We start from the raw sequence: 26153 nt of genomic DNA, 5'->3' as shown, positions 1-26153 counted from the left end.
CGCGCCATGTCGGTCTCGGCCTTCTGCATCCGCCATCCGGTCGCGACGATTTTGATGTCGTGCGCGCTCATCCTCGGCGGCCTGTTCGCCTGGCGCTCACTGCCGGTCGCGGCGCTGCCACGGGCTGAATTCCCGGTCGTCAACGTTTCCGCGCAATTGCCCGGCGCCTCGCCCGAGATCATGGCGACTTCGGTGGCGACGCCACTGATCAAGCAGTTCGCCACCATCGCCGGCATCGACTCGATCGCCACCACCAACGCGCTCGGCACCACCTCGATCGCGATCCAGTTCGCGCTCGATCGCGACATCGACGCCGCTGCCGCCGACGTCCAGGCCGCGATCGCCCGCACCCAGCGCCAGCTCCCGGTCGACATGACGACGCCGCCGAGCTACCGCAAGTTCAATCCTGCCGACGCCCCGATCCTGCTGCTGGCGCTGAAGAGCGAGGTCACCCCGCTCTCCAAGATCGACGCCTTCGTCCAGCAGGTGCTGTCGCCGACGCTCTCCACCGTCGAGGGCGTGGCGCAGGTCCAGATCTTCGGCAGCCAGAAATATGCCGTACGCATCCAGGTCGACCCGACGGCGCTCGCCGCTCGCGGCATCGGCATCAACGACCTGCAGACAGCGATCACCGCCGCCAACGTCAATACCCCGGTCGGCACCATGCAGTCCGGTCCGCAGCAATTGACGATCGAAGCTGAGACCCAGCTCGCCGACGCCGCGCACTTTGCCGACATCATCATCGCCACCCGCGACGGCCGCCCGGTCCGGCTCAGCGACGTCGCCAAGGTGATCGACTCGGTCGAGAACCTCCAGCTCGCCAGCTGGTATGACGGTTCGCGCGCACTCGTCGTCGCGGTCTTCCGCCAGCCCGACGCCAACACCGTCGAGGTCGTCGACCGCGTCAGGACAGCGATCGGCCAGATGCAGTCGCTGCTGCCGCCGGCGACCACGCTCGGCCTGCTCAACGACCGTTCCGCCTCGATCCGCCAGGCGGTAGAAGACGTGCAGTTCACGCTCGGATTGACGATCGTGCTCGTCGTCGCGGTGATCTTCCTCTTCCTGCGCCGCTTCACCGCGACGCTAATCCCGGCGGTCGCCGTGCCGATCTCGCTGATCGCGACGCTGGGCGCGATGTACCTGTTCGACTTCTCGATCGACAACATCTCGCTGCTCGGCCTGACGCTCGCGGTCGGCCTCGTCGTCGACGACGCCATCGTCATGCTCGAGAACATCGTCCGCCACATGGAGGAGGACGGGCTCTCGGCCTTCGACGCGGCGCTGAAGGGGTCGAGCGAGATCGGCTTCACCATCATCTCGATCTCGCTCTCGCTGGTTGCGGTCTTCATCCCTGTGCTGCTGATGGGCGGCGTGATCGGGCGCGTTTTCAACGAGTTTGCCGTCGTCGTCACCGTCGCCATCCTCGCCTCGGCCTTCGTCTCGCTGACGCTGACCCCGATGATGTGCGCCCGGCTCGGTGCCAGCGCGGCCGGCCACGGTGAGGGCAAGGACCGGCTCGCCTTCCTCGAACGCGGCTTCGACGCCGTGCTCGGGGCTTATCGCGCCGGCCTCGACCTCAGCCTGAAATACCGGCGCGTCGTGTTGATGATCTTCGTCGCCAGCGTCGCTGCCAGCGCCTGGCTGGTGATGACCATTCCCAAGGGCTTCTTCCCGCAGGAGGATATCGGCCAGCTCCAGGTCGCGACCGAGGCGCGCCAGGATATCTCCTTCGACGCCATGTCGGGCCTGCAGCAGAAGGTCGAGGAGGTCTTCCGGCGCTCGCCCTATGTCGCCCATGTCGCCTCGACCATCGGCTCCGGCGGCTCGTCCGGCAGCCTCAATGCCGGGCGGCTCTTCGTCGAGCTGAAGCCGAAGTCCGAGCGCCCACCCTTGCAGCAGATGCTCGCGGATCTCCGCCGCCAGCTCGCCGCCATCCCCGGCATCGCGGCCTATATGTCGCCGGTGCAGAACCTCAACATCGGCGCGCGCGCCTCGAAGAGCCAATACCAGTTCGTGATGCAGGCGATCGACCAGGCGGCGCTGTCAGACTGGTCGGGCAAGATGCTGGAGGCGCTGCAGCATGATCCGCTCTTCGTCGACGTCACCACCGACCTGCAGAACAAGGCCCTGCTCGCCAACCTCGTCGTCGACCGGGCCAAGGCGCAGTCGCTGGGCATCACCGCCGACGTGCTGCGCTCCAGCCTCTATTCCGGCTTCGGCGTGCGCCAGATCTCGACGATCTACACCACGAGCGACAGCTATCAGGTCATCATCGAGTTCAACCCCGACATCCAATGGTCGAACGACCGGCTCGACCAGGTCCGCTTCCGCTCTTCCTCCGGCGCGCTCGTCCCGCTCGGCACCTTCGCCAGGATCGAGCGCAAGGCCGGCCCGCTGACCGTCAACCAGCTCGGCCAGCTCCCTGCCGTCACCCTTTCCTTCAACCTGCCTGCCGGCCGCGCGCTCGGCGAAGCCGTGCAGCGCATCGATGCGATCAAGGCCAGCCTCAACCTGCCGCCGCAGATCGGCACCAGCTTCGCCGGCGTCGCCAAGACCTTCGAGCAATCGCTCGGCAACCAAGGCCTGCTGGTCGCCGGTGCGGTGCTGACGATCTACATCGTGCTCGGCATTCTCTATGAGAGTTTCATCCACCCGCTGACCATCCTGACCGGCCTGCCGGCGGCGGCGCTCGGCGCGCTCATGACGCTGAAGCTCTTCGGCCTAGACCTATCCGTCATCGCCGTGATCGGGCTGCTGATGCTGATCGGCATCGTCAAGAAGAACGCGATCATGATGATCGACGTCGCGCTTGAACTGCAGCGGGCGGGCGAGCCACCGGAGGTCGCGATCCGCGAAGCCTGCCTGCGTCGCTTCCGGCCGATCATCATGACGACCCTGGCGGCGATCCTCGGCGCGCTGCCGATCGCGATCGGCGCCGGCGCGAGCGCTGAATTGCGCCAGCCGCTCGGCCTCGCCGTCGTCGGCGGGCTGATCGTCTCGCAGGTGCTGACGCTGTTCATCACGCCGGTGATCTTCCTTGCCATGGAGGGTCTCTCACGCCGGCTCGGCGGCTCGAAAACAGCCGCACCCGCCATGGCGGAACCACCGCGCGCCGCAGGTTGATCAGACGCCGCCCGCAGGCGGGTGGAGGCCCCAACGCCTGCCCGGCATGCGCGGTTTCCCAATGGAGCTTTGCGACATTTGATGTCTCATCCGGCGCGTTTTCAGCGGAGCTTGCGACATCGAAGGAGAGCCGAGCATGACTGAGATGCCGAAAGGGCGGGACGCACCGCAGGACGAGCCTGCGCTCAGCTTCGAGGGTGTCACGCTCTCGCCGCAGAAGGAGATCGTCCGGGTCTTCTACAAGGAGATGTGGGACCATGCCGACAAGTCGCTGATCCCGCGGATATTCCATGAGGATTTCACCTTTCGCGGATCCCTCGGCCCGGTCCTGCGCGGCCATCACGAGTTCGCGGGCTATGTCGACTGGGTCACCGGCTCGCTCGGCGGGTACACCTCCGACATTCTCGCGCTGGTCGAAGAAGGCAACCGCGTCTTCGGGCGCTTGCGCTTCCACGGCGTCCACCGCCGCGAGATGTTCGAGGTGCCGCCAACAGGCCGCCATGTCTGGTGGCATGGCGCACCGGCCTTCACCTTCGAGGACGGCCTCGTCCGCGACCTCTTCGTGCTCGGCGACATCCATGGGCTGATCGGGCGCCTGCGGCAGGGCTGAGCGACCTGCCCTATCCGGCGAAGGTCACGCCCGCTTCCCGCGATTCCAGTCGGATCAGGCGGCAATCTTTCACGGCCGCCTGCCGGTGCACCGTCGCCTCGCGATAAATCGGATCGCGCAACATCGCAGCGAAGGCGTCGACGCTGGGATATTCGGCGATGAAGCAGATGTCCCAGCGCTCGCCCCTCGGACCAATCAGCATCTGCTCGAAGCCGCCGCGCCAGAGAATGCGCCCGCCGAGCCGCGTCAGCACCGGCGCGCTGATCCGGCCATAGGCCGCGAAGGCTTCTCTGCCGCCGCCATGCGGGCCGTCCGGATACTGGGCCTCCACATTGAGCCGGATCAGGTTCAGCATCTGCACCGGGCCCGGCCGGTCGTCGGCACGGAAGGCGGCGAAGGTCTCGCGGCTGAAGCTCGTATGGTCGCTCATCCCCGCCTCCCTCAGCCGGCCTTGGCGACCAGCGACCAGTCGCCGGAATAGATCGGCTGGCGCCGCTTCATCCAGGCGTCGAGGCCCTCGCGCAGATCAGCCGTCGGCACGACGCGGGCGAACTGCTCGCTCTCGATCAGCAGCCCCTCGGCGATGCTGGCGTTGATGCCACGCGTCACCGCGGTGAGGATGCTCGCCGCCGCCAGCGGCGAGTGCCGCAGGATGCGCTGCGCCAGCGCATGCGCCGCCGGCAGCAATTCCTCATGCGGCACGACCGCGTTGATCAACCCCAGCTCGAGCGCCCGCTGCGGCGTGAACGGATCGCCGGTCAAGAGCAGCTCCAGCGCGCGCTTGCGGCCGGCGAGCCGCGGCAGGCGCTGCGTCCCGCCGAAGGTCGGCGGCATGCCGAGATTGATCTCGGGCTTGGCGAACATCGCCCGCTCGCTGGCGATGGCGAGCGGCACGGCTTCCGTCACCTCGCAGCCGCCGCCATAGGCGAGCCCGTTCACCGCCGCGATCACCGGCTTGCCGAAGGCCTCCAGGCGCGCCGTCAGTGCCTGGCCGCGACGAACGAAATCGCGCACCGCCTGCTCCGGCCCGGCCGCGACGCTCTGCGAGAACTCGTGGATGTCGCCGCCGGCCGAGAAGGCGCGCTCACCGGCGCCGGTCAGGATCACCGCGCGGACGGACGGGTCGACCTCGATCCGGTCGAGGATTTCGAGCAGGTGGTCGATCAGCCCGTAGTTCAGCGCGTTGAGCTTGTCGGGGCGGTTCAGCGTCAGCGTCGCGATCGCTTCGCTTTGCTGAATCAGGACGGGATCATTCTCGGGCATGGCCTTGGCCTTCTTCCGGTTTCGACCGGTCGAAGCTGCGCCCCAGGCTTGACGATGTATACTACCTGTACGGTATACATGAACCATGATCAAACCTGACAGCCCGACCCGCAAGCGCATCATCGACGCCGCCAGCAAGCTCTTCTATGGCGAGGGCATCCGCGCCGTCAGCGTCGATGCGGTCGCGCAGAAGGCGGGCCTGACCAAGCGCACGCTCTACTACCATTTCGAGAGCAAGGACGAGCTCGTCGCCGCCTATCTCGAGGCGCGCGACCAGCCCAATCTCAAGCTGATGGCCGGCTGGTTCGACAAGGCCGAAGGCGGGCTGCCGCAGAAGATCGAGTCGATCTTCCAGAACCTCGCGCGCTCGGCCCGCCATCCGCGCTGGAAGGGCTGCGGCTTCCTGCGTACCGCGGCCGAGCTCGCCAACCTACCCGGCCACCCCGCCATCAAGATCGGCGCGCGCCACAAGGCCGGCTTCGAGCGCTGGCTTGCCGGCGCCTGTGCCGATCACGGCGCTGCCGCGCCAGACGAACTCGCCCGCCAGGTCGTCCTGCTGATGGACGGCGCCTTCTCGGTCATGCTCGTCCATCGCGATCCCGCCTATGTCGAGGCCGCTGGGCGCGCTGCCGCGACGCTCGCTGCCGGTTCCTGTCGAGGCTAGTTCGTTGATCGCCGCCGGGCCGCCCTCTATTCTGGACCCATGACGCGACGGCCCGCCCTCGCCTACACGCTGCTGCTGCTCGCGCAGACCGTCTGCGCGCTGGTGATCCTCTTTCACATCCACATCGCCTTCCGCGTCCTGATCGAACGAATCGGCCAGCAGCAGACGTTGCCAACCGAGATTCTGGCGCAAATCTGCGTGGCGGCGCTGCTCGGCCAGTGCTGCTACTGGACCCGCCTATATTGGCTGCCGGTGCCGCAAGGCTTCCGCAGCCTGCCTCTCGGGCATCTCCTGGCTTTCGCCGCGCGCCTCGGTGCGATCGTCGGCGGCGCGCTGGCCTCGATCTACTTCCTGCGTCACCTGCCGGAGCTGACGAAACTCGCCGATAGCTTCACCCTGGTCTGGCGTTCCGGCCTGCTCTTGGCGATCGTGTTCGCGCTGTATTGCTACACGCTGGAGCTGGAGCGGCTTGCCGCCGCCTGGCAGGCCGAGCCCGAGGAGTGACCTCCTTCTGCCGGCGCCGAGAACCCAGATTCGTCAGGCGCGCAGGCTGGCGAGCCAGAGCCTGAAGCTCCGCAAGCGTTCTCGCGCCGCCTGCCCGAGCGCAACCGCCCGCCGCCAGGCCGCGCTCGCCTTGATCCGCCCGATCACCGCCTGCCGGATCGCGTCGATCCAGCCCATGATCCGCGCGAACCAGGGGATGGTGAGGAGCTGCGCGCGCCCGGCATGGTAGACGCGCTCGACCAAGAGGAAGCCCGCGAGATGGCCGATCGCCGTCGTGATGATACCTGCCGTGAACGCTCCGCGCGCCAGGAACAGCAGGCCAAGCAGCTTCAGCGGCTCGACGATGGCGAAGGGAATCGCCAGCGCGACCAGCGCGCCATAGGGCGGCAGCCGCCCGATCGCTTCTTCGCACCGCGCCACCAGCCGCAGCGAGGCGAACCAGGCGACAAGCGGTCGATAGAGTGGCCGTACCAATTCGTCGAGCAGGATGACGAGCCCGACAACGAGGTCGAGCGGGATGAGGAGTAGGCGGATCAGGGATTTTCGCATCACGCTTCGCGCCTCGTGGACAGGTCACTTTCGCTCTGTTGGGGCACAACCGGTGCGTGCCGAAACAAGAACAAAAAAAGAACTTGCGAGAGAGAACAAACCATGACCATAGTCATCTCCATGGCGCGGATTGAGATGTGGTCGCGCCCCTGCCATAAGGAGCGCACGTCGTGAATCAGGCGAATCTCAGGCTCGTGGAAGGCTCTTCGATGGACAAGGCCAAGGCGCTCGATGCAGCGCTCTCGCAGATCGAACGCGCCTTCGGCAAGGGCTCGATCATGCGCCTGGGCAAGAACCAGCAGGCGATCGAGATCGAGACGATCTCGACCGGTTCGCTCGGTCTCGATATCGCGCTCGGCGTCGGTGGCCTGCCTCGGGGCCGCGTCATCGAGATCTATGGGCCTGAATCCTCCGGCAAGACCACGCTTGCGCTCCACACCATCGCCGAAGCGCAGAAGAAGGGCGGCGTCTGCGCCTTCGTCGATGCCGAGCATGCGCTCGACCCGGTCTATGCCCGCAAGCTCGGCGTCAATCTCGACGATCTCCTGATCTCCCAGCCTGACACCGGCGAGCAAGCGCTCGAGATCACCGACACGCTGGTCCGCTCCGGCGCGATCGATGTGCTCGTCATCGACTCCGTCGCGGCGCTGACGCCGCGCGCCGAGATCGAAGGCGAGATGGGCGATGTCCAGCCCGGCCTGCAGGCCCGCCTGATGAGCCAGGCGCTGCGCAAGCTGACCGCCTCGATCTCGCGCTCGAACTGCATGGTCATCTTCATCAACCAGATCCGCATGAAGATCGGCGTGATGTACGGTTCGCCCGAGACCACCACCGGCGGCAATGCGTTGAAGTTCTACGCCTCGGTGCGCCTCGACATCCGCCGCGTCTCGACGCTGAAGGAGCGCGACGAGGCGACCGGCAACCAGGTCCGCGTCAAGGTCGTCAAGAACAAGGTCGCGCCGCCGTTCAAGCAGGTCGAGTTCGACATCATGTTCGGCGAGGGCATCTCGAAATCCGGCGAATTGATCGATCTCGGCGTCAAGGCCGGCATGGTCGAGAAGTCGGGCTCCTGGTTCTCCTTCGACAGCCAGCGCCTCGGCCAGGGCCGCGAGAATGCCAAGGCCTTCCTCAAGGCCAACCCGGACGTGGCAGCAAAGATCGAAGCCACCATCCGGCAGAATTCCGGCCTCGTCGCCGAGCGTATCCTCGACAATGCCGATCCGAGCGTCGAGGATCTCGACGAGGGTGAGGCCTGAGCCTTCAAACTAGGGCACGGAATCATTAAATCGACGGGCGGCCTTCGGGCCGCCCGTTTCCGTTTTGCGGTCAGCGGCTTGCCGGCCCTGCATCCTTGCGGGCGCTTTCTGGACAGGCGTCAGCGCGCTGACTAGAACCACTGCGCCGGGCCGGCCGGCCCCACCAGAACAGAGCCAAGATTGCGATGAGCGGCGTCAACGAGATCAGGTCGACCTTCCTCGATTACTTCAAGAAGAACGGCCACGAGGTGGTGCCGTCGAGCCCGCTCGTGCCGCGCAATGACCCGACCTTGATGTTCGCCAATTCCGGCATGGTGCAGTTCAAGAACGTCTTCACCGGCCAGGAGAAACGGCTCTATTCGCGCGCCACCACGGCGCAGAAATGCGTGCGCGCCGGTGGCAAGCACAACGATCTCGACAATGTCGGCTACACCGCCCGCCACCACACCTTCTTCGAGATGCTGGGGAACTTCTCCTTCGGCGACTATTTCAAGGAACAGGCGATCACCCATGCTTGGACCTTGGTCACGCGCGAGTTCGGCCTGCCCAAGGAGAAGCTGACCGTCACGGTCTACTCCGAGGATGATGATGCGCACGCGCTCTGGAAGAAGATCGCCGGCCTGCCGGATTCGCGCATCATCCGCATTTCGACCTCGGACAATTTCTGGCGCATGGGCGACGTCGGCCCCTGCGGTCCGTGTTCCGAAATCTTCTACGACCATGGCGACCATATCCCCGGCGGCCCTCCAGGCTCGCCCGACGAGGATGGCGACCGCTTCATCGAGATCTGGAACCTCGTCTTCATGCAGTATGAAGAGGCTGCGGGCGGCATAAGGACCAATCTGCCCCGCCCCTCGATCGACACCGGCATGGGGCTGGAGCGCGTCGCCGCCGTGCTCCAGGGCACGCATGACAACTATTCGATCGACCTGTTCGCGACGCTGATCCGCACCATCGCCGATCTGACCAACGTCCCCTCCGATGGGCCGATGAGCGCGAGCCACCGCGTCATCGCCGACCATCTGCGCTGCTCCGCCTTCCTGATCGCCGACGGCGTGCTGCCCTCGAACGAGGGCCGCGGCTATGTGCTGCGCCGGATCATGCGCCGCGGCATGCGCCACGCGCAGCTGCTCGGCGCCAAGGATCCGCTGATGCACAAGCTGGTGCCGGCGCTGGTGCGCGAGATGGGCCAGGCTTATCCCGAGCTGATCCGGGCCGAGGCGTTGATCAGCGAGACGCTGAAGCTGGAGGAGAGCCGCTTCCGCACCACGCTGGCGCGCGGCCTGTCGATTCTCGATCAGGAAACGCAGGCGCTGGGTTCCGGCGACAAGCTCAAGGGCGATGTCGCCTTCACCCTCTACGACACCTACGGCTTCCCGCTCGACCTGACCCAGGATGCGCTGCGCGCCCGTGGCGTCGGCGTCGACCTCGAAGGCTTCGACGCGGCGATGGCGCAGCAGAAGGCCAAGGCGCGCGCCGCCTGGGCCGGCACCGGCGAGGCCGCGACCGAAAAGCTCTGGTTCCCGCTGCGCGAGCGCGTCGGCGCGACCGAATTCCTCGGCTACGATACCGAGAGCGCCGAGGGCGTGGTCACCGCTTTGGTCAAGGACAATGCCGAGGTCGCGACGCTGAAGGAAGGCGAGAGCGGTATCGTCATCCTCAATCAGACGCCGTTCTACGGCGAATCCGGCGGTCAGGTCGGCGATACCGGCACCATCACCGGCAATGGCTTCAAGGCCGAGGTGACCGATGTCCTGAAGAAGCTCGGCGATGTCTTCGCCCATCAGGTCAAGGTCGTCTCCGGCGAGATCGACCTCGGCAAGCCGGCCGAGCTGACAGTCGATCATGGCCGGCGCAGCGGCATCCGGGCCAACCATTCGGCCACCCATCTGCTGCACGAGGCGCTGCGGCGTGTTCTCGGCGACCATGTCGCGCAGAAGGGTTCGCTGGTGCAGCCCGAGCGCCTGCGCTTCGACTTCAGCCATCCCAAGCCGATCAGCCGCGCGGAGCTGGCGCGGGTCGAGGAGATGGCGAACCGCCTGGTGCTGCAGAACGAGCCCGTCGTCACCAAGCTGATGTCAGTCGACGACGCCATCGCCTCCGGCGCGCGCGCCCTCTTCGGCGAGAAATATGGCGACGAGGTCCGTGTCGTCTCGATGGGCACGGATCGCGATGCCGACACGCCGAAGACCTTCTCGGTCGAGCTCTGCGGCGGCACCCATGCCAGCCGGACCGGCGATATCGGTCTCGTCACCGTCCTGTCGGAGTCCGGTGTCGCGGCCGGCGTGCGCCGGCTCGAGGCGCTGACCGGCGAGGCGGCGCGCCGTCACCTGCGCGAGGAGAGCGTCGCGCTCGACGAAATGGCCGGGCTGCTGAAGGCCTCGGTCGCCGAACTGCCGGCGCGCGTTGCGACGCTGGTCGAGGAGCGCCGCAAGCTCGAGCGCGAGCTCAGCGAAGCGCGCAAAAAGCTCGCCATGGGCGGCGGCGGCGAAGCCAGCGACCCGATCCGCGAGGTCGCCGGCGCCAGGCTGCTGGCGCGCGCCGTCACCGGCGTCGAGATGAAGGATCTGAAGAGCCTGGTCGATGAGGCAAAGGCCCGCGTCGGCTCCGGCGTCGTCGCCATCGTCGGCGTCGCCGAGGACGGCAAGGCCGGCGTCGTCGTCGGCGTCACGCCGGACCTGACCGAGCGCTTCGACGCAGTCGCTTTGGTGCGCGCCGCCTCCGAGCGTCTCGGCGGCAAGGGCGGCGGCGGCCGCCGCGACATGGCCCAGGCCGGTGGCCCCGATGGCGCCCAGGCGCAGGCGGCGCTTGACGCCGTCGCCGACGCGATGGGCTGAGGCGATCATGGCGCCCGCCCCGCAGCCTGGCATGAGCTGGCGGCGGCGGGCGCATCTGGTCATCGACCGCGGCGCCGGCGACGATCTTTCGGTCAGGCTCGTCCATGGCGGGCTGGTCGCCCTGATCATCATCAATGTCGCCGCACTGGTGCTGGAATCGGTACCGAGCCTCGCCGCCGCCTATGGCCGGGCGTTCTACTGGATCGAGCTCGTCTCGGCCGCGCTGTTCACGCTCGAATATGCCGTCCGGCTCTGGGTTGCGCCCGAACATGCACGCTATCGCGACCTGAGCGATGGAGCGGCGCGGCGCGCCTATGCGCTGTCGCCACCGGCGCTGCTCGATTTCCTCGCCACGGTGCCGCTCTACACTGCCCTGCTCGGCTATGGCGACCTCAAGATCCTGCTGCTCTTCCGCCTGCTGCGCTTCTTCAAGCTCGGCCGCTATTCGCCCGGCATGGCCTCGCTCGGCGCGGCGCTGCATGCCGAGCGCAAGGCGCTTCTCGCCTGCATCGTTATCCTGATCGGCGTCATGCTGCTCTCGGCGACCGCGATGCACTTCGTCGAGCACGACGTCCAGCCCGAGAAATTCGGCACCATTCCCGATGCGATGTGGTGGGCGATCATCACGCTGACGACGGTCGGCTATGGCGATGTCTATCCTGTGAGCGCCGCCGGCAAACTCGTCGCCTCACTCACCGCGGTGATGGGGCTCGTCATGCTGGCGCTGCCGGTCGGCATCATCGCCACCGCCTTCGCCCAGGAGATCCACCGCCGCGAATTCGTGGTGACCTGGAGCATGCTGGCGCGAGTACCCCTGTTCAGCGGCCTCAACGCCTCCGAGATCGCCGAGATCATGCATGCGCTGCGCGCCCGCACCGTGCGTGGTGGCGGCATCGTGCTCCGCCCGCACGAGCCGGCCCACTCTCTCTATTTCGTCGCCAGCGGCGAGGTCGAGCTCGTCGCGGCCGATGGCAGCCGCTGCCTCGACGAAGGCTGCTATTTCGGCGAGCTCAGCCTCACCGAGATCGCCGCCGCCGAAGGAGGCATTGCAGCGCGCGCGACCGTCGCGACCAAGCTCCTCGTCCTTGATCCTGCCGATTTTCGCCTGCTCATGCTGCGCCACCCTGAACTGGCCGCCCATCTCCACCGACTTGCAGCAGCATGATGCCGACCCGCCGCACAGCCCTCGTCCTGCTCTTCTCGGCAGGCACCCCTGCCATGGCTCAGCAGCCGCGGCCGCAGCGCCCGCCGCAGGGGCCGAGCCTGTCGGCCCCCCGGACGCTGATGGCCGGGTCGATGGCGACCGCTTTCGTCAGCCGCCCCCCGGCCACTGCCCGCCTCGCCATCAGCAGGCCGACCGATCCGCCGGAGGCGGCGATCGTCGCCGCGCCGCTCGGCCAGGTTACGGTGCTGTCGCTGCCGGCGCCCGGCGAGGTCGGCACCTTCGAACTGCGCCTGCTCGGCGAGAGCGATGGCAAGCCGGTCATCCTGCTACGCCAGCCGCTCCTGACGACGACGCCAAGCGCGACGCTCGCCGCCCCCACCCGCGTCGCGCGCGGCAATCCCCTGCCCGCCCGCGGCATCGGCCCCAATGGCGATCGCGACCGCGTCGTCCTGGTGAAGCCTGATGCACCGCCTGACGCAGCGGGTCCGAACTTCTTTCCGGCCGAGAATGTCGAGAGCACGCTGGAGGCGCCGGCCGAGCCCGGCACCTACGAATTGCGCTATGTGATGGACGCCCCGCTCACCGGCCCGCGCGTGCTGGCCCGGCGGGAAGTGATAGTGGAATAACCACCCAGATGTCGTCTTTCCGGGGCGCCGCGCAGCGGCGAGCCCGGAACCCATATCCGCAAGTCGCTTAGGATAGGGTGTAGCGAGCAGTGCGCCCTTTCTCCAAGGTTCGGTGTTCATGGATTCCGGGCTCTTCGCTGCGCGAAGCCCCGGAAAGACGGAATGGTTCCGAGCAAGATCAGCCCGCGCTAGTCATAGTCCGGGTGCTGGCGCGAGCGATAGGCCGGCAGTTCCTCGGCGGGGATATCGTCCTCGGTCCGCGTGCCCTCGAGCCGGCAGAGTTCGTCGAACCAGGGCGCCCTGCCCTCGATGCCATAGGCATGGCTCGGCGGGAAGGCAGCGGGATCGTCCAAGCTGCCGACCGCGAGCGAGAGCGTGCCCATGCCGGGATAGCTGAAGCTCAGCGGCGTGCCGCAATCGCGGCAGAAGCCACGCTCGGCGACTTCCGACGAACGGAAGACGGACGGCGTCCCGCGCGTCCAGACCACGTCGGCGACACGCGAGGAGGCGAAGGCGCCGAAATAGTTGCCGACCGCCTTCTGGCACATCCGGCAAAAGCACATCGAGACCTTGTGCGGCGGCTTCAAGAGCCGATAGCGCACCGTGCCGCACTGGCAGCCGCCGGTGAGAGGGGTTGTCGTCTCGCTCATATCGGCTCCCGGCCCCATGGCTGCCGCTGGCTCTGCCAGGCAGACACGGCAAATCTGCCACACCGTATCGATTTGGCGAGCTGTGAACGGCTGTTCATTGCCTCGCGCACGAACAGGCCTAAGCCTGCCGCTACGGTAAGGCTGGGCAATCTCATGATATCCGTCATCATTCCCGCGAACAGCGGGACATCTCGTACGCGGCTCGCGGCGCACCTGCTCGCGGGCACGGCGCTCGTGCTGCTCCTGTCCGCCGGACAGGTGCTCGCGAATGGCGGCCGCGGCGGCGACCGCAGCGGCAATGCCGGTTCCGGCGGCGCGGGCGGCATCGACAACCCGACGGGCGCCGGTGGTGCAGGCGTCAGGGGCCAAATAGCCCCAGGAGGCAACGCGGGCGGTGGCGGCGGTGGCGCCGGCGCTGTCACCGGTGGAGCCGGCGGGCTCACCGGCAGCGGAAACGCCGGTGATGGCCAGGGTGGCACGGGCGGCGTGCATGGTAGCGTCAGCTCTGCCCTACCAATTGGCTCCAAGACCGGCAGCGACGGCAGCAATGGCAATTCCGGCGGCAACGTTTACGGCGGCGGCGGCGGCGGAGCCGGCGGCTATGGCGCCGTCGTCACGGGCACGGGCACGCTGGGAGCGATCGGCGACACACTCACCGGCGGCAATGGCGGCCATGGCGGCGGCAGCTTCTATGACCAGGGCGGTTCCGGCGGCTCCGGCGGCATCGGCCTCCTCTTCACCGATGGCAGTGCGGCGCAGACCCTGACCATCGACGGCACGATCCAGGGCGGCAAGGGCGGAAACGGCGGCTCGCATGTGGCGGACATCGGCGGCGTCGGTGCCGGCGGAACCGGCGGCAATGGCCTGGTCTTCATCAATGGCGGCGCGACGACGACGCTGAACGTCAATGGCACGATCCGTGGTGGCGATGGCGGGCGCGGCGGCTCGAATTTGCCGACTGCTTTTGGTCGTACCCCTAATCCCGGTGAGGGCTCCATGGGCGCCGGCGCTGCCGGCGGCGAGGCCATCATCGGTGCCGACCTGACGATAACCAACAACGGCACGATCGAGGGCGGTCTGTCGGGCGATGGCACGACACGGGCCGCAGCGATCCACTTCACCGGTGGCAGCAACACGCTGAGCTTCGGCAACGCCACCTCCGGCCTGATCGGCGGCATCATCATCGACACCGGCACGCTGACCTTCAATCAGTCCAGCGCCGTCACGGTCGACAGCGTCATCAGCGGCGGTGGCAGCGTGGTCAAGGATGGGGCGGGCACGCTGACGCTGACGGGCGCCAACACCTATACCGGCGGCACAACGCTCAACCAGGGCACGCTCTCGGTTTCGTCCGACGGCAATCTCGGTGCGGCTTCGGGCGGGCTCACTTTCGGCGGCGCCAGCACCTTGCAGGTGACCGCAACCTTCTCGACGGCGCGAGCGGTGACGCTCAATGCCAACGCCACGGTCGAGGTAAGCGCCAGCCAGAACTTCACCATGGATGGCACGATCACTGGGGCTGGTGGCCTCATCAAAGCCGGCGCCGGCACGGTGACGCTGACAGGCACAAACACCTATACTGGTGGCACGACGATCTCCGCCGGCATGCTCTCGGTCTCGTCCAACGCCAATCTCGGTGCTGCGGGTATTGCGATCACGCTCGCCAATACGACCGTCGTCGGCGGGGCTGGTACCGGAGCCGATGCGGTGCTGCAAACGACAGCGACGTTCTCGAGCAGCCGAAACATCGCCTTCACCAGCGGCGGCGGGCGTATCGAGACCGCTTCGGGGACGGAACTGACCCTGAGCGGGGCAATCACCACCACCGGCAGCGCCAGCTTCATCAAGCAGGGCGCCGGCACGCTGGTGCTGACGGGCGACAGCTCGGCCGGCTACAATGGACGCACTTGGGTCAACGAGGGCACGCTGCGCATCGAGGCCGGCGGCAGGCTCGGCAGCGCGGCTGCTGGCGGACAGGCCTATATCAGCAACGGCGCGACCGCGATCGTCACCGGCGCCGGATCGAGCTGGGAGACCTTCGGCCAGATGCGGGTCGGCGAGCTCGGATCTGGCACGCTGCGGATCGAGAACGGCGGGTCCGTGAAGACCGGCGGCGGCGCGGGCAATGTCGGCATCGTCGGCGGTGGTGGCGCGAGCTCGGTCACCATCACTGGCAGCGGCTCGCAATGGCTCGGCAACGGGACCGAACTCTATGTCGGACATTTTAATGCCGGCACCCTGACAGTCGCGGATGGGGGCAACCTGCAACTCACCGGTGTCAACTCGACGCTCCATGCCGGCCTCGTCGGCGGCAGCGCTGGCGGCACGATCAATATCGGCGCTGACGAGGGCAGTGCCGCCGTGGCGGCGGGCGACCTTCTCGTCGGCAAGGTCGCGCTGAACACGAGCGCGAGCAAGCTGGTCTTCAACCACACCGAAGTCGGCTACAGCTTCTCGCCTTCGATCACCGGCGCCGGCTCGGTTCGCCAGATCGCCGGCACGACGATCCTGAAGAGTACGCAGAGCTACTCCGGCGCGACGAGCGTTTCGGGCGGCGTGCTGCAGGCTGGCGTCGTCGGCGCGTTCTCGGCGAACTCGGCCTTCACGGTGGCATCAGGCGCGCGGCTCGACCTCGCCGGCTTCAGCCAGACGATCAGGTCGTTTTCAGGCGCTGGCACGATCACGCTCGGCTCGGCTACGCTGACGGCGGGTTCGGACAATACGTCGACGAGCTTCTCGGGCACGATCAGCGGCACGGGCGGATTGACCAAGACCGGCACCGGCACGCTGACCCTGTCTGGCGCGAACGCCTACGCCGGCAGCACCAAGGTCTCGGGCGGCAAGCTCGTGGTGAACGGCTCGCTGGCGAGCATGGTGACACTCGATGGTGGCACGCTCGGCGGCTCGGGCACGACCGGCGGGGTCAGCGTCGCCAGCGGCGCGACGGTCGCGCCCGGCAACTCGATCGGCACATTGACCATCACCGGCAACGTCGCCTTCGCGGCGGGCTCGACCTATCAGGTCGAGATCAACGCCGCCGGGTTGAGCGACAAGATCGTCGCCTCGGGTTCGGCAACGCTTTCGGGTGGGACGGTGCAGGTGCTGGCCGAGGCCGGTCACTACGCTGCGTCGACCAGCTACACCATCCTGACCGCCGCGGGTGGGGTCAGCGGCCGCTTCGCCGACGTGACCTCGGACCTCGTCTTCCTGACGCCGTCGCTGGCCTATGACAGCAACAATGTCACCCTGACGATGAGCCGCACCGCCACGACCTTCCCGGAGGTTGCGGGAACCCGCAACCAGGCCTTGATCGGGCGTGCGGCCGAGGCGCTCGGCGTCGGCAACCCGATCTACGACACGCTGCTCTCGGGCACGGCGGCCGAGGCGCGCGCCGGCTTCGACCTGCTCTCGGGCGAGGCGCATGCTCAAGGCGTCGCCGTGATGATTGACGAGAGCCGGCTGGTGCGCGACACGATCCTGTCGCGCCTGCGCGGCCCGCTGCTGACGCAAGCTCCGGGGCAAGTCGCTGCCGCCTTCAGCGCCGATTTGCCCGGCCGCAAGGGCGCGACGATCATGACCGCGCCGGTCGCGCAGCCGCGCTACGCCCTCTGGGGCGAGGCTTTCGGCGGCGCCGGCAACACCAATGCCGACGGCAACGCGGCCGGCCTCAGCCGCCGCAGCGGTGGCGCGCTGCTCGGCGCCGATCTGATGCTCTACGACAACCCCGGCTCGTCGCTCAGGGTCGGCATCGCCGGCGGCTACAGCCAGTCGCGCTTCGACCTCGATGCCCGCCTCTCCACCGGCAAGCTCGAGAGCGGCCATGCGGCGCTTTACGCCGGCGCCCGCTTCGGCAACCTGCGGCTCGACGCGGGTCTGGCCTACACCTGGTCCGAGAGCGACATTCGCCGCCAGGTCCAGATCCGCGGCTTTGGCGACAGCTTGCGGCTGCAGCGTCCGGGCGCGGTCGCGCAAGGCTTCGCCGAGCTCGGCTACGGCTTTGCCTTCAGCGGCTTTGCGCTCGAGCCCTTCGCTCAGCTCGCTTTGATCCGGGTCAGTACCGAGGCCGGCACCGAGCAGGGTGGCGCCGCGGCGCTGCGCGTCCTCTCCTCCGACCAGACACTCGGCTTCACCACGCTCGGCCTGCGGGCCGAGGCGCAACTCGGCTCGGCGCCGCTGTTCGCCCGCGCCATGCTCGGCTGGCGCCACGGCTTCGGCGAGCTCACCCCGCAGGCGAAGACCGCCTTCGCGCTCGGCACCACCCCGGCCCGCGTGTTCGCCGCTAAGATCGATCGCGAGGCGCTCGTCGCCGAAGCCGGCCTCGACTGGCGCATCTCGTCTGCCACCGCGCTCGGCCTGACCTACTCCGCCGCCATCGGCGAGCGCTCGCGCGACCACGCCCTAAAGGGCAGGGTCGAAATGAAGTTCTGAGGGACATAGCGAAAGTCAGCCGCCCACCCAAGGCGGAACCCGCCAACCTAAGCGTCCGGCGGACACTACATAAAAAAGCCCGGCCAGATCGGCCGGGCTTCTCTTTTTTGCGGACGAGGCTGTCGGCGCTTACGCGGCCATCGCCTTGCGCAGGTTGTCGCTGACCTTGTCGAGGAAGCCGGTGGTCGAGAGGAACTTCTGGTCGGGGCCGACCAGCAGCGCCAGGTCCTTGGTCATGTCGCCGGCCTCGACGGTGTCGACCGTGACCTTCTCCAGCAGGCTGGCGAACTTGGCGAGCTCGGCATTGTTGTCGAGCTTGGCGCGGTGGCTGAGGCCGCGCGACCAGGCGAAGATCGAGGCGATCGAGTTGGTCGAGGTCTCCTTGCCCTTCTGGTGCTCGCGATAATGGCGGGTCACCGTGCCGTGGGCGGCCTCGGCCTCGACGGTCTTGCCGTCCGGCGTCATCAGCACCGAGGTCATCAGGCCGAGCGAGCCGAAGCCCTGCGCCACCGTGTCGGATTGCACGTCGCCATCGTAGTTCTTGCAGGCCCAGACATAGCCGCCGGACCACTTCATCGCCGACGCGACCATGTCGTCGATCAGACGGTGCTCATAGGTGATGCCGAGCTTGTCGAATTCCGCCTTGAACTCGGCCTCGTAGATCTCCTGGAAGATGTCCTTGAAGCGCCCGTCATAGGTCTTGAGGATGGTGTTCTTGGTCGAGAGATAGACCGGGTACTTGCGCAGCAGGCCGTAGTTCAGCGATGCCCGAGCGAAATCGCGGATCGAGTCGTCGAGATTGTACATCGCCATGGCGACGCCGGCGTCCGGGGCCTTGAAGACCTCCTTCTCGATGACATTGCCGTCCTCGCCGACGAACTTGATCGAGAGCGTGCCCTTGCCCGGGAACTTGAAGTCGGTGGCGCGATACTGGTCGCCATAGGCATGGCGGCCGATGACGATCGGCTGCGTCCAGCCCGGCACCAGGCGCGGGACGTTCTTGCAGATAATCGGCTCGCGGAAGATCACGCCGCCGAGGATGTTGCGGATCGTGCCGTTCGGGCTCTTCCACATCGACTTGAGGTTGAATTCCTTCACGCGCGCTTCGTCCGGCGTGATCGTGGCGCACTTCACCGCGACGCCATGCTTCTTGGTGGCGTTGGCGGCGTCGATCGTGACCTGGTCGTCGGTCGCGTCGCGGTTCTCGACCGAGAGGTCGTAATAGTCGAGTTCGAGGTCGAGATAGGGGAAGATCAGGGTGTCCTTGATCTTCTGCCAGATGATGCGGGTCATCTCGTCGCCGTCCATGTCGACGACCGGGTTGGCGACCTTGATCTTGCTCATGTGATACGACCCCTGCTCTGGTCAGTCTGGAACGATTGCAGGCAACAGCATAACCGCGGCTGCCGGCCCGCGCGCTTCCTAGCGGGTTCGAGGCGCAGGGGGAAGCCGGCCTTTTGGGCAACGGTCCGCGAGCAGCCGACGCCGCCCGCCGTGCCAACGCAGGGCGCCCCGTCTTCCGGCGCAGTTGGCAAGTCTGCGAACCGATTTAGATTGGAGCCATGACAGTCTCCTCCTCATCCCCCCTCGCCCTCGTCACCGGTGGCACCCGCGGCATCGGCGCCGGCGCCGCACTCGCGCTCGCTCAGGCCGGCTACCAGGTTCTCGCAACCGGTCTCACCGATGACGAGGTTGCGGCCCCGCCCGCCCATGCCGCGATCCGCCATGCCAGGCTCGATGTCACCAGCGATGCCGAGGTCGCGGCGATCGTCGCCGACTGCGAGCGCATCGATGCTCTGGTCAACTGCGCCGGCATGATCCAGCGCGGCGGCAAGGAGTTCGAAATCGAGGCCTTCCGGCTGACGATCGAGGTCAACCTCACCGGCACGATGCGCATGTGCCTCGCCGCGAAGGAGAAGCTCGCGCTTGCCAAGGGCGCGATCGTCAACACCGCCTCGATGCTGACTTTCCACGGCTCGGCCTATGCGCCGGGCTATTCCGCCTCGAAGGGCGGCGTCGGGCAATTGACCAAGTCGCTCGCCGCCGCCTGGGCGCAGGACGGCATCCGCGTCAACGCGGTTGCCCCCGGCTGGATCGCAACCGAACTGACCAAGCCCCTCGTCGAGGATGCGGCGCGCTCCGCGCCAATCCTGTCGCGCACCCCGATGAACCGCTGGGGCGAGCCGAGCGATGTCGGCGGCGCGGTCCTGTTTCTGCTTTCTGACGCCGCCCGCTTCGTCACCGGCGCGATCCTGCCGGTCGACGGCGGCTATCTCGCCGTCTGACGGCACGCAGAAAAGATTCGAAACACCAGCGGCATGGCCGCGTTTCCTGAATCAGCCGCCCAGCCAGCTGAATCAGGAACTCAACCGGAGGAATAGCGATGAACAAGGTCAGCCCGGTCCCCGTCCAGGTCAGCACCGAAGAGCGCTGGACCCCCTATCGGCACCCGCAGCCAAAGGATTCGCCGCCCGAACTGATCGTGCCAAACGTCATCCCCGAGGATGAGCGCGTCTGGGTGCCGGTCGACGACAATGTCTGGTTCCGCCCCTTATGCCTCTCGGTGACGCGCGGCTACTGGATGAACCTGCTGCGCGTACGCCGCGCCGGCGTGCTCTCGCGCCACCGCCATCCCCAGCCGGTGCACGGCTATGTGCTGAAGGGAAAGTGGCGCTATCTCGAGCATGACTGGGTCGCGACGGAAGGCTCCTACGTCTACGAGGCGCCGGGCGAGACCCATACGCTGGTGGTCGATCCCGATGTCGAGGAGATGATCACCATGTTCCAGGTCAACGGCGCCATGATCTATGTCGATCCGGACGGCAAATGCCTCGGCTATGACGACGTCTTCACCCGGCTCGACAAATGCCGGGCGCATTACGCGACCAACGGGCTCGGGGCAGAGTACGCCGATCAGTTCATCCGCTAGGGGGCTGCTGAGATCAGCCGACATTAGCGGGCAATCACCGCATCGATCAGATGCGGGTCGCGGGTGAATGGCGCATCCCTTCCGGTGAAGACCGCGGCTGCAGCCTTGTCCGCGGCAAGCTGCCAGCGCAGCCATGCGGTCACATAGGGCAGGAAGGCGCCGATGCCGCTCCGGCAGCCGATGGCGAAGGTTTGGCAGGCCGGCTGCCCCTGAATGTCGTTGTGGTCGGCGCCGGCCACAGCGGCCTTGGCGCGCAGGCGTCCGGCCGGAACCTGGCTGAAATAACTGTCGACCATCTCGGGTGACGACAGCGGGTCCTTCTCGCCGGACAGGAGCAGAACCGACTGCTTCGCGCGCAAGCCCGTCGGAATGAGCGCGCAGTGCTCCCTGTTGCACAAGCGGCGACCGGGCAGGTCGATCAGCACGGTGGTACCGATCCCGGAGGATTGGGCTGCCGCTGCGTTGAACGCACCCGAAGCCCCTTGCGAGTGTCCGATCGCAGCGACCCGCCGACGATCCGCCAGCGAAGCCAGTTCGCTTCTCGTCAGCAGAGCGAGGGCGTCGAGTAGGGTCTCGCCGGTACCGACGCTGGAATCCCGCGTCGCGACGACAATCATCCCCCAGGATGCCAAATGCCGCAGCAGGAAGGCATACTTCTCCGGTTTCGCCCACGTTCCGTTGCCCCAGGTCACGATGGGAAAGGTCTCGCCGGCACGCCTTGCGCGCGGCAGATAGACTTCAACGGCATTGCCCTTGCCGTCGCAGCACAGGGATTTCTCGACCGTGCCGACCTCATAAGGGCCGGCATTCTCGAAGCGCTCTGCACCTCGCCCCTGCGCCAAAGCCGGAGCGAACGTCAAAGCCACCAGAAGCGGTGCCAGCCACCCTGCCACTGCGAGACGGGCTCCGCGCCGGCCGATCCGGGCAATATCCATAGGCTGCAACTCCGGCTTGCCGGAACCGCCCGGCAAAACGCGAAGATGCATGGCTGAGTTTCGGCCTTTTTGAAGGCGGAGCGGATTTCGGATTCAGCGCCCGAGCTTCGCCAGCTCGACCGCGGCGCGCAGCTCGATATGGGCCAGCACCTCGTCCAGGCGCGGATCGTCGGTCGCCTCACGCCGCGCCGACAGCATCGCTTTCAGCCGCTCGAGCTCGGAGACCTGCACACGCCCTGCCAGCAAGGCCGCCTTGAGCTGGTCGAGTCCGTCGAGCAAATCGTGGCCGCGGCGAGCCTGACGTCGCTTGCGCTCCTGCCCGTCCTCATCGGCCTGGACCGCGAGGAGCCCATCGAGCGAGCCGGCCGGGCTGACGGACGTGCCTTGTGCCGTCGCCGCGCTTTCGCGCGCCGGAAGGCGGAAGCTCGACCCGCCGGTCGAGCCGCTGCGGCTTGTCGGGCTGGTCGACGTGACAGGGCTGCGCTGGTCGATGCGGATCATCACGCTCTCGCAAGGTCGGCCCAAAGGCGCTGAACGGACGCTGCACGACCCACTTCCTTGTGCCGGCAACGTGGTTAACGATCGGTAAATCACCCGGCAGGATTTGCCGAGGCGGCAGCTTTGCGCCGGTGACCGCTCCCTGTCCGATCAGGCCACCCATCTCTAAAATCCTGATTAAAAAGCGTTTTCACTTTCTCTCGAACTGGCACGTTCCTCGCAATGAGCTGGCGACATGAGATTCACCCGGTGCGCCATGCCTCGCCTCTTTCGCCTCCGCCATTTGCTGACGCCGCTTGCAGCACTGCTGCTGGCCGGCGTGGCCATGGCCGCCGATCTCGCCCCGGCGGGACCTGTGGGCCCGGCTGGTCGCGGCGGCAGCCCCACCAATAACGGCCCGGCACGCAGCGGCGCGGCCGATGCCGGTGTCTCGCGAACCGCCTTCGCCGGCAGCGGCGGCATGGGAACCGCGCTCTCGCGTATCAAGGATCTCGCCTCGATCGAGGGCGTCCGTAGCAACCAGATCCTCGGCTACGGCATCGTCGTCGGCCTCAACGGCACCGGCGACACGCTCAACAACGCCCCCTTCACCAAGCAGTCCCTGACCGCAATGCTGGAGCGCCTTGGCGTCAACACCCGCGGCGCCACCATGCGCACCGCCAACGTCGCGGCGGTGATGATCACCGCCAATCTGCCGCCCTTTGCCGTCCAGGGCACGCGGCTCGACGTCACGGTCTCGGCACTGGGCGACGCCAAGTCGCTGCAGGGCGGCACCTTGCTCGCCACCCCGCTGCTCGGCGCCGATGGCGAGGTCTACGCCGTCTCGCAGGGTCCCGTGGCGATCTCCGGCTTTTCGGCCGAAGCCGAAGCCGCCAAGATCACCCGCGGCGTCCCGACCGTCGGGCGCATCGCCAATGGTGGCCTGATCGAGCGTGAGATCGATTTTGCCCTCAACAAGCTGAAGACGTTGCGCCTGTCGCTACGCAATCCCGACCTGACCACGGCGAGGCGCGTTGCCGCCGCGATCAACGACTTCGTCGGCGGCGACTCGGCCGAGCCGACCGACCCCTCAACGGTCGTGCTGCAGATCCCGCCGCGCTTCCAGGGCAATATGATCCGGCTGCTCACCGACATCGAGCAGCTCCGGATCGAGCCCGACCAGGGCGCCCGCGTCGTCATCGACGAGCGCTCCGGCATCATCGTAATGGGCAAGGACGTGCGCGTCTCCACCGTCGCGGTCGCCCAGGGCAACCTGACGGTGACGATCTCCGAGGAGCCGCAGGTCAGCCAGCCGAACGAGTTCGGTCAGGGCCGGACGGTCGTCGTCCCGCGCAGCAACGTCAAGGTCGACACCGAGGGCACCAACAAGCTCGCTCTGGTCAAGGAGAGCGTGACGCTGCGCGAACTCGTCGACGGGCTCAACGCGCTTGGCCTCGGCCCGCGCGACCTGCTTTCCATCCTGCAAGCCATCAAGGCAGCCGGCGCGCTGCAAGCCGACATCGAGGTGATGTAATGACTGCCATCCTCGCCGCCCCTGCCGCCAAGCTCGCCATCGGCGCCGCCGTCAATCTCGCTGGCGGCATCGCCGACGCGCTGAGCTCGCAGAACAGCAAGGCGAAGAAGACCGCCGCCGATTTCGAGACCGTCTTTCTCGAGAACTTCACGCAGACCATGATGAATTCGAGCGGGACCGAAGGTCCTCTCGGCGAGAACGGCGTCGGCGGCGACGTCTGGCGCTCCATGCTGACGCAGGAATACGCCAAGCAGATGCAGCGGGCCGGCGGCGTCGGCCTGTCCGACCAGATCATGCGCGACCTGATCCAGGTCCAGGCGGGCGCATCGGCCACCGGACCGGCGGGAGCCGGCAATGGTTGAGCGCCTGCGCGTCGTCGACGAGCGCCCGCGCGTCTCGAATGCCGTGGAAGCCGAGACATTGATCGAAGCCGTGATGGAGACGCTCGGCGCCCTCTCCCATGTCGTCGGCGAGGAGACCGGCCTGGTCAAGGCCGGCCGCCTCAAGGACGCGATGGAGCGCGAGACGCGCAAGGCCGAACTCGCCGGCGTCTATATGAAGGGCGTCGAGCAGATCAAGCTGAACGCCGTCGCGCTCGCACGCTTCTCACCCGAGAAGGTCAAGCGCCTGAAGAACGCGCACCTGGCCTTCCAGGATCTGATCGATCTCAACCAGACCGTGCTGGCGACGGCGCGCGCGATCTCAGAGTCGATCATGCGCGACCTCGCGAGCGACACCAACCGGCAGAACAAGGTGCCTGGCTACGGGCCGACCGCGACCGTGGGCGCTGGAGTCTTCGCCCGCCCCAATGCCGGCCCGCTGGTGATTTCGAAGAGCCTGTAGGGGCGCTGCCGGCTAATCGACTGGGCGGGCGGCTGACTTAGACTGTCGCCGGGCCCGGAAGGACTCGCACAGATCATATCGGAGCAGCGACATCGACTCGCGCGACTTCGACCAAAACTACGCGCACGGACGCCCTGCGCCGGATGCATTGCAATTTACCAATTTCCCTAACGGCAGATTCAACTCTCTGCTGCATGGTCTCACGCTTGGAAGAAGTCCGCCCTTGCGAGAGGAGTCCAGAATGGATTTCGGCGCGACACCAAAGACGTTCGCGACCGGTGCCGTCCAGGCGACGGTCCGTACCGATATTTCCGTCCAGAACGGCGCAACGCCGGTCGAGCTCCCACCGGAGAAGACCGTTCGCTCGGTCGCGGCCGGCGAGCCGGTTCAGCTCGATATCCGGGCCCGAGCCGAGGAGCGTCGCCATGATGCGCAGCGGCAGCAGAGCGCGCAGGACGATACGGCCCAGCAGCGCCGCTTCGACGAACAGCGTCGCCAGCAGGATCTGCGCGATGTGATCGAGCGACGCCTCGATATCGATCCGAAGACGCGCAGCATCATCCTGCGCAAGACCAACCGCGACACCGGCGAAGTGGTCGAGCAATTGCCCGACGAGACGCTGCTGAAGATGCGCATCTGGTCGCGCGAGATCCTTGAGCGCAGCCGCGAGGCGGAAGCACCCCGCAACCATGAGGTCGAGCGCCTCGCCTGAGGTTGCCGATCTCTCTCCACTTTAACGCCGCCGGCACTCGCCGGCGGCGTTTTCGTTCGTATGCCGATCCTCGGCATGCGCAGGCTTTGGCCTACCGGGCCGTTTCACACTCATTAACCATGCCGCGGCTTCGCCCGGATTTTGGGCAATTCGCGGGTTCGGATTTACGCCTCGTTACGAGATCGGCGGCATGGTCCATCGGTCGCGGCCAGAAAGGTTGCGACGCCAGAAGGCACCATACCAGAAGGGTATTCTATCATGGCCGTTTCTCTTTCTGCCGGCGTCCGTAACAACCTGACGACGCTGCAGTCGACCTCCGCCCAGTCCTCGCAGATCCAGAACCGCCTTGCCACCGGCAAGAAGGTCAACAGCGCGATCGACAGCCCGGTCAACTTCTTCACCGCCGCTTCGCTGAATGATCGTTCGAGCCAGCTCACCGGCCTGCTCGACGGCATCTCGAACGGCATCCAGACCATCCAGGCTGCTTCCAAGGGCATCGACGGCATCACCAAGCTGGTCGGCTCGCTGCAGTCGACGATCAAGCAGGCCCAGGCCGACGCGGCTCAGAACCGCCCGACCAAGGCCGGCACGGCGCGCGCCACCCAGGCCGAAGTCTCCGCCACCAGCAAGAGCCTCAAGGACATCGCCCTCGACAAGAAACTGGTCGGTGCGGACGCGGTTGCGGACGCTGCGACAGCGACAAGCGCTGGCGACCTCGGCATCATCGATACAAACACTTTCATCGGCATTTCGCTGACGGCGGGCTCCACCACCTATGAGGCGTCGTTCTCCTCGGTGAACGCCACGGTCCGCGACCTCGTCAACGAGATCAACAAGTCGGGCATCGCCACCGCCTTCGTCGACGAAAAGGGCCAGCTCAACGTCAAGGGCACCGGCTCCGAGGATCTCGAGTTCGGCGTCGGCGTCGGCACGACCGGTGCTGCCTCCGGCGCGGGCAGTGCGATCGTCGATGCTCAGACCGGTCTCGCCAACGCGGCAGTCGGCTTCGTCGCCGGTGACGCGCTTGCGGCGTCTGCGATCAAGGGGC

The 26153-nt window shown here is 67.0% G+C and carries 22 protein-coding genes and 1 pseudogene; 16 read left to right on the top strand and 7 right to left on the bottom strand.

All coding sequences use genetic code 11. The features are described 5' to 3' along the window. Positions 1-6: 6 nt before the first annotated feature. Positions 7-3123 carry an efflux RND transporter permease subunit gene (locus ACSQ3M_RS00115; RefSeq protein ID WP_436148061.1) on the top strand — a complete coding sequence of 1039 codons (3117 nt, stop codon included), beginning with the start codon at positions 7-9 and terminating at the stop codon, positions 3121-3123. 136 nt (positions 3124-3259) lie between these two features. After that, positions 3260-3733 carry an ester cyclase gene (locus tag ACSQ3M_RS00110; protein ID WP_436148060.1) on the top strand — a complete coding sequence of 158 codons (474 nt, stop codon included), beginning with the start codon at positions 3260-3262 and terminating at the stop codon, positions 3731-3733. A 10-nt stretch (positions 3734-3743) separates the two neighbouring features. On the opposite strand, the gene ACSQ3M_RS00105 is transcribed toward ACSQ3M_RS00110, so the two are convergent. Further along, positions 3744-4163: a DUF1330 domain-containing protein gene (locus ACSQ3M_RS00105; protein ID WP_436148059.1), complete on the bottom strand. Its 420-nt coding sequence runs from the start codon at positions 4161-4163 to the stop codon at positions 3744-3746. An 11-nt stretch (positions 4164-4174) separates the two neighbouring features. Then, positions 4175-4996 (bottom strand): crotonase/enoyl-CoA hydratase family protein, encoded by an 822-nt coding sequence (locus ACSQ3M_RS00100; RefSeq protein WP_436148058.1) that lies wholly within the window; start codon positions 4994-4996, stop codon positions 4175-4177. Between the two features lie 85 nt (positions 4997-5081). Between ACSQ3M_RS00100 and ACSQ3M_RS00095 the strand changes: the two genes are divergently transcribed. Both ACSQ3M_RS00095 and ACSQ3M_RS00090 read left to right on the top strand, forming a co-directional pair. Then, positions 5082-5660, top strand: coding sequence for a TetR/AcrR family transcriptional regulator (locus ACSQ3M_RS00095; protein ID WP_436148057.1), 579 nt, complete (start codon positions 5082-5084; stop codon positions 5658-5660). Between the two features lie 39 nt (positions 5661-5699). After that, the gene (locus ACSQ3M_RS00090) at positions 5700-6164 is read left to right on the top strand and encodes a hypothetical protein (protein ID WP_436148056.1); all 465 of its coding nucleotides are present in this window, start codon (positions 5700-5702) and stop codon (positions 6162-6164) included. A gap of 33 nt (positions 6165-6197) precedes the next feature. Here ACSQ3M_RS00090 and ACSQ3M_RS00085 read toward each other — a convergent pair whose 3' ends face one another. Beyond that, positions 6198-6716 (bottom strand): hypothetical protein, encoded by a 519-nt coding sequence (locus ACSQ3M_RS00085; protein ID WP_436148055.1) that lies wholly within the window; start codon positions 6714-6716, stop codon positions 6198-6200. Positions 6717-6883: 167 nt separating this feature from the next. Here ACSQ3M_RS00085 and recA point away from each other — a divergent pair, with 167 nt between their 5' ends. The 4 genes from recA (at position 6884) to ACSQ3M_RS00065 (ending at position 12597) form a co-directional block, all read left to right on the top strand. Further along, positions 6884-7969 (top strand): recombinase RecA, encoded by a 1086-nt coding sequence (gene recA, locus ACSQ3M_RS00080; protein ID WP_436148054.1) that lies wholly within the window; start codon positions 6884-6886, stop codon positions 7967-7969. Positions 7970-8154: 185 nt separating this feature from the next. Then, positions 8155-10806, top strand: a complete 2652-nt coding sequence (gene alaS, locus ACSQ3M_RS00075) for an alanine--tRNA ligase (RefSeq protein WP_436148053.1) — start codon at positions 8155-8157, stop codon at positions 10804-10806. A gap of 7 nt (positions 10807-10813) precedes the next feature. Beyond that, on the top strand, positions 10814-11971 hold the full coding sequence (locus ACSQ3M_RS00070; RefSeq protein WP_436148052.1) for a cyclic nucleotide-gated ion channel: 1158 nt from the start codon (positions 10814-10816) through the stop codon (positions 11969-11971). Continuing rightward, positions 11971-12597 carry a hypothetical protein gene (locus ACSQ3M_RS00065; RefSeq protein ID WP_436148051.1) on the top strand — a complete coding sequence of 209 codons (627 nt, stop codon included), beginning with the start codon at positions 11971-11973 and terminating at the stop codon, positions 12595-12597. Before ACSQ3M_RS00070 ends, ACSQ3M_RS00065 begins: the two co-directional genes overlap by 1 nt. A 188-nt stretch (positions 12598-12785) precedes the next feature. On the opposite strand, the gene ACSQ3M_RS00060 is transcribed toward ACSQ3M_RS00065, so the two are convergent. Continuing rightward, positions 12786-13247, bottom strand: coding sequence for a GFA family protein (locus tag ACSQ3M_RS00060; RefSeq protein ID WP_436148050.1), 462 nt, complete (start codon positions 13245-13247; stop codon positions 12786-12788). Between the two features lie 153 nt (positions 13248-13400). On the opposite strand from ACSQ3M_RS00060, the gene ACSQ3M_RS00055 reads away from it, so the two are divergent. Then, positions 13401-17675, top strand: a complete 4275-nt coding sequence (locus tag ACSQ3M_RS00055) for an autotransporter domain-containing protein (protein WP_436148049.1) — start codon at positions 13401-13403, stop codon at positions 17673-17675. A gap of 129 nt (positions 17676-17804) precedes the next feature. On the opposite strand, the gene ACSQ3M_RS00050 is transcribed toward ACSQ3M_RS00055, so the two are convergent. After that, positions 17805-19019 (bottom strand): NADP-dependent isocitrate dehydrogenase, encoded by a 1215-nt coding sequence (locus ACSQ3M_RS00050; RefSeq protein ID WP_436148048.1) that lies wholly within the window; start codon positions 19017-19019, stop codon positions 17805-17807. 218 nt (positions 19020-19237) lie between these two features. On the opposite strand from ACSQ3M_RS00050, the gene ACSQ3M_RS00045 reads away from it, so the two are divergent. Together ACSQ3M_RS00045 and ACSQ3M_RS00040 are read left to right on the top strand one after the other, a co-directional pair. Continuing rightward, positions 19238-19960: an SDR family NAD(P)-dependent oxidoreductase gene (locus tag ACSQ3M_RS00045; protein ID WP_436148047.1), complete on the top strand. Its 723-nt coding sequence runs from the start codon at positions 19238-19240 to the stop codon at positions 19958-19960. A 98-nt stretch (positions 19961-20058) separates the two neighbouring features. After that, positions 20059-20604 carry a 2,4'-dihydroxyacetophenone dioxygenase family protein gene (locus ACSQ3M_RS00040; RefSeq protein ID WP_436148046.1) on the top strand — a complete coding sequence of 182 codons (546 nt, stop codon included), beginning with the start codon at positions 20059-20061 and terminating at the stop codon, positions 20602-20604. A 23-nt stretch (positions 20605-20627) separates the two neighbouring features. Here the strand turns inward: ACSQ3M_RS00040 and ACSQ3M_RS00035 are convergent, their stop codons facing one another. Together ACSQ3M_RS00035 and ACSQ3M_RS00030 are read right to left on the bottom strand one after the other, a co-directional pair. Then, positions 20628-21590 carry a hypothetical protein gene (locus ACSQ3M_RS00035; RefSeq protein ID WP_436148045.1) on the bottom strand — a complete coding sequence of 321 codons (963 nt, stop codon included), beginning with the start codon at positions 21588-21590 and terminating at the stop codon, positions 20628-20630. Positions 21591-21632: 42 nt separating this feature from the next. Then, entirely contained in the window at positions 21633-22040 is a 408-nt protein-coding gene (locus tag ACSQ3M_RS00030; RefSeq protein ID WP_436148044.1) for a flagellar assembly protein FliX, read from the bottom strand. Positions 22041-22272: 232 nt separating this feature from the next. On the opposite strand from ACSQ3M_RS00030, the gene ACSQ3M_RS00025 reads away from it, so the two are divergent. From ACSQ3M_RS00025 to ACSQ3M_RS00005, 5 genes and pseudogenes are all read left to right on the top strand, one after another. Next, the gene (locus tag ACSQ3M_RS00025; protein WP_436148043.1) at positions 22273-23550 is read left to right on the top strand and encodes a flagellar basal body P-ring protein FlgI; all 1278 of its coding nucleotides are present in this window, start codon (positions 22273-22275) and stop codon (positions 23548-23550) included. Further along, the gene (locus ACSQ3M_RS00020; RefSeq protein ID WP_436148042.1) at positions 23550-23912 is read left to right on the top strand and encodes a rod-binding protein; all 363 of its coding nucleotides are present in this window, start codon (positions 23550-23552) and stop codon (positions 23910-23912) included. Before ACSQ3M_RS00025 ends, ACSQ3M_RS00020 begins: the two co-directional genes overlap by 1 nt. Beyond that, positions 23905-24393 carry a hypothetical protein gene (locus ACSQ3M_RS00015; RefSeq protein WP_436148041.1) on the top strand — a complete coding sequence of 163 codons (489 nt, stop codon included), beginning with the start codon at positions 23905-23907 and terminating at the stop codon, positions 24391-24393. The genes ACSQ3M_RS00020 and ACSQ3M_RS00015 overlap by 8 nt, the downstream gene beginning before the upstream one ends. 241 nt (positions 24394-24634) lie before the next feature. Further along, the gene (locus ACSQ3M_RS00010; RefSeq protein WP_436148040.1) at positions 24635-25105 is read left to right on the top strand and encodes a hypothetical protein; all 471 of its coding nucleotides are present in this window, start codon (positions 24635-24637) and stop codon (positions 25103-25105) included. A 258-nt stretch (positions 25106-25363) separates the two neighbouring features. Further along, a pseudogene (locus ACSQ3M_RS00005) lies at positions 25364-26153 on the top strand (flagellin); the annotation flags it as partial.

The sequence above is a fragment of the Allobosea sp. LjRoot90 genome, assembly GCF_964254315.1.
Taxonomy (GTDB): Bacteria; Pseudomonadota; Alphaproteobacteria; order Rhizobiales; family Beijerinckiaceae; genus Allobosea.
Note: the sequence above shows the minus strand (reverse complement) of the source record. Positions and strands in the feature narration are given on the sequence as shown.

Bases quoted from the DNA above. Each gene is read 5' to 3' on its own strand.
- ACSQ3M_RS00100 (WP_436148058.1), bottom strand. From the start codon at position 4,996: ATGCCCGAGAATGATCCCGTCCTGATTCAGCAAAGCGAAGCGATCGCG.
- ACSQ3M_RS00025 (WP_436148043.1), top strand. From the start codon at position 22,273: ATGAGATTCACCCGGTGCGCCATGCCTCGCCTCTTTCGCCTCCGCCAT.
- ACSQ3M_RS00115 (WP_436148061.1), top strand. From the start codon at position 7: ATGTCGGTCTCGGCCTTCTGCATCCGCCATCCGGTCGCGACGATTTTG.
- ACSQ3M_RS00070 (WP_436148052.1), top strand. From the start codon at position 10,814: ATGGCGCCCGCCCCGCAGCCTGGCATGAGCTGGCGGCGGCGGGCGCAT.
- ACSQ3M_RS00060 (WP_436148050.1), bottom strand. From the start codon at position 13,247: ATGAGCGAGACGACAACCCCTCTCACCGGCGGCTGCCAGTGCGGCACG.
- ACSQ3M_RS00050 (WP_436148048.1), bottom strand. From the start codon at position 19,019: ATGAGCAAGATCAAGGTCGCCAACCCGGTCGTCGACATGGACGGCGAC.
- ACSQ3M_RS00110 (WP_436148060.1), top strand. From the start codon at position 3,260: ATGACTGAGATGCCGAAAGGGCGGGACGCACCGCAGGACGAGCCTGCG.
- ACSQ3M_RS00055 (WP_436148049.1), top strand. From the start codon at position 13,401: ATGATATCCGTCATCATTCCCGCGAACAGCGGGACATCTCGTACGCGG.
- ACSQ3M_RS00090 (WP_436148056.1), top strand. From the start codon at position 5,700: ATGACGCGACGGCCCGCCCTCGCCTACACGCTGCTGCTGCTCGCGCAG.
- ACSQ3M_RS00030 (WP_436148044.1), bottom strand. From the start codon at position 22,040: ATGATCCGCATCGACCAGCGCAGCCCTGTCACGTCGACCAGCCCGACA.
- alaS (WP_436148053.1), top strand. From the start codon at position 8,155: ATGAGCGGCGTCAACGAGATCAGGTCGACCTTCCTCGATTACTTCAAG.
- ACSQ3M_RS00015 (WP_436148041.1), top strand. From the start codon at position 23,905: ATGGTTGAGCGCCTGCGCGTCGTCGACGAGCGCCCGCGCGTCTCGAAT.
- ACSQ3M_RS00040 (WP_436148046.1), top strand. From the start codon at position 20,059: ATGAACAAGGTCAGCCCGGTCCCCGTCCAGGTCAGCACCGAAGAGCGC.
- ACSQ3M_RS00010 (WP_436148040.1), top strand. From the start codon at position 24,635: ATGGATTTCGGCGCGACACCAAAGACGTTCGCGACCGGTGCCGTCCAG.
- ACSQ3M_RS00035 (WP_436148045.1), bottom strand. From the start codon at position 21,590: ATGCATCTTCGCGTTTTGCCGGGCGGTTCCGGCAAGCCGGAGTTGCAG.
- ACSQ3M_RS00095 (WP_436148057.1), top strand. From the start codon at position 5,082: ATGATCAAACCTGACAGCCCGACCCGCAAGCGCATCATCGACGCCGCC.
- ACSQ3M_RS00105 (WP_436148059.1), bottom strand. From the start codon at position 4,163: ATGAGCGACCATACGAGCTTCAGCCGCGAGACCTTCGCCGCCTTCCGT.
- ACSQ3M_RS00065 (WP_436148051.1), top strand. From the start codon at position 11,971: ATGCCGACCCGCCGCACAGCCCTCGTCCTGCTCTTCTCGGCAGGCACC.
- ACSQ3M_RS00020 (WP_436148042.1), top strand. From the start codon at position 23,550: ATGACTGCCATCCTCGCCGCCCCTGCCGCCAAGCTCGCCATCGGCGCC.
- ACSQ3M_RS00045 (WP_436148047.1), top strand. From the start codon at position 19,238: ATGACAGTCTCCTCCTCATCCCCCCTCGCCCTCGTCACCGGTGGCACC.